Origin of the sequence: Mesorhizobium sp. M7A.F.Ca.CA.002.04.1.1, assembly GCF_004022805.1 — a bacterium.
GTDB lineage: Bacteria > Pseudomonadota > Alphaproteobacteria > Rhizobiales > Rhizobiaceae > Mesorhizobium > Mesorhizobium ciceri.
Map to the genome: position 1 here is coordinate 1 of NZ_RZPL01000885.1, position 2056 is coordinate 2056.

Annotated in this window: 2 protein-coding genes; both read left to right on the forward strand. The window is 61.4% G+C overall.

Features of this window, described 5'->3' with window-relative positions:
- On the forward strand, window positions 1–527 hold a 527-nt coding region (locus ENZ75_RS29930; protein WP_164888118.1), incomplete at its 5' end, for an HD family hydrolase.
- Window positions 528–688: 161 nt separating this feature from the next.
- On the forward strand, window positions 689–2056 hold a 1368-nt coding region (locus tag ENZ75_RS29935; protein WP_128278551.1), incomplete at its 3' end, for a PAS-domain containing protein.

Here is a 2056-nt window from a genome sequence, read left to right on the forward strand (position 1 = left end):
TTGCGCACGGGCTCGCCCGCGTTGCCCGCTGGAACGGCCAGACCAGCGGCGAGCATGCGTTTTCGGTCGCCCAGCACTCGCTGCTGGTCGAAGCGCTGTTCTGCGACCTGGTGCCCGAGGCTTCGGCCGACGCCCGGCTGGCGGCCCTGCTGCACGACGCCCCCGAATATGTCATCGGCGACATGATCTCGCCGTTCAAATCGGTGATGGGCGGCAGCTACAAGGATTGTGAGTTACGGCTGCAGCGCGCCATCCATCTGCGCTTCTCGCTGCCTCCGGAACCAAGTGCTGCGCTGCGCAAGGAGATCAAGCGCGCCGACCAGATCGCCGCCTATTTCGAGGCAACGCTGCTCGCCGGCTTTTCGACCGCCGAGGCGACCGAGTTCTTCGGCCGTCCGCGCGGCTTCAATGCCGACCGCTTCGATTTCACGCCACGTTCGGTGACCTGGGCGCAGAACGCGTTTCTGAAACGGTTTTCGGCGATCGAGACGTCGCGGCATCAGGTTTCGGCGACCGCAATCGGCTAAAGCGCGTCGCGCTGAAACGGATTCACGCGACGCGCTTTAGGTCTTTTTATGCATGTCATTCCCCCAAAACCGAGGTCACTTTTGGGCGACATGCATTAAAACGCTAAATTAACCAGCGGCGACCACAGTAGCTTGTTCGATCACGGTCCGCAGGCGCGCTCATGCCCGTCGCTGATGCCAAGGATGGTTCGGCCGTCCCGAAACGGGAGGCCGAAGGCATGGACCGCTCCCGCCACATGGAAGACGAACTGCGGGAGCAGAACCAACGCTTTTCGGCTGCGGTCGAGAACATGTCGCACGGCCTGTGCATGTTCGACGCCGACGAGCGGATGATCATCTGCAACGGCAACTACCTAAACATCTTTTGCCTCGACGCCAGGGTGATAAGGCCCGGCATCCGGTTCCTCGACATTCTGCGCCACAGCGTCGATATCGGCGTCGCCTCGCAAACCGCCGACGAACTCTACGCCATCCGCAAGCCCTATATCGATCAGGCAAAGCCCTCGACCTACGAAGAAACACTGTCGGACGGCCGCATCGTCAGCATCTCGCACCGCCCTCTGGCTCTGGGCGGCTGGGTTTCGATCTATGAAGACATCACCGAGCAGCGCCGCGCGCAAGAGGATCTCAAGGAGCAGCACCGCCGCTTCGACGCAGCGCTCGCCAACATGTCGCAAGGCTTGCTGATGTATGACGCCGACGGCAAGATGATCGTGCGAAACCGGCGTTTTCTGGAGCTCTACAAGGTCACCCCGGCGGATTTTCCGCTTGGAACGACGCACCGCGACGCGCTCGAACGGTTGCTGGAACTCGGCATCTATACGAAGATCGATGTCGACAGCGAAGTCGCCAAGACCGAAGCCTGTCTGGCGGCGGCAAAAATGCATTCGGCCTATCGGCATCTTACCGACGGCAGGACGGTTTTGGTCACACGTCGGCCGATGGATGGCGGCGGCTGGGTGGTGACCTTCGACGACGTCACCGAACGTCGCCGCACCGAAGAGCGCATGACCCATCTTGCGCATCACGACACGCTGACGGGATTGCCCAACCGCTCGATGTTTCGCGAACGGCTCGACCTTGCGCTGGAGGACACGGCGGCCACGCCGCTGGCGATCTTCTCGCTCGATCTCGATCGCTTCAAGGCAGTCAACGACACCTGGGGACATCCGGCCGGCGACTGGCTGCTGAAGACCGTGGCCGAGCGGCTGCAGCGCTGCCTGCATAATGAAAACGACGTCGTTGCCCGCTTCGGCGGCGACGAATTCGTCATCATCCAGTTCAATTTCAAGGGCATTGCCAATGCTGAAAAACTCGCGAAGCGCATCGTCGAGACAATCGGAAAACCGTTCCGCGACAAGAGCCGCGAGATGCATATCGGCATCAGCCTGGGCATCGCGGTTTTCCCCGACGACGGCGGAGACGCCGACACGCTGCTGAGGAACGCCGATACAGCGCTTTACCGGGCGAAGAGCGAAGGCCGCAATCTGTATCGCTTCTTCGAACCCGGAATGGACGCAATGGTACAG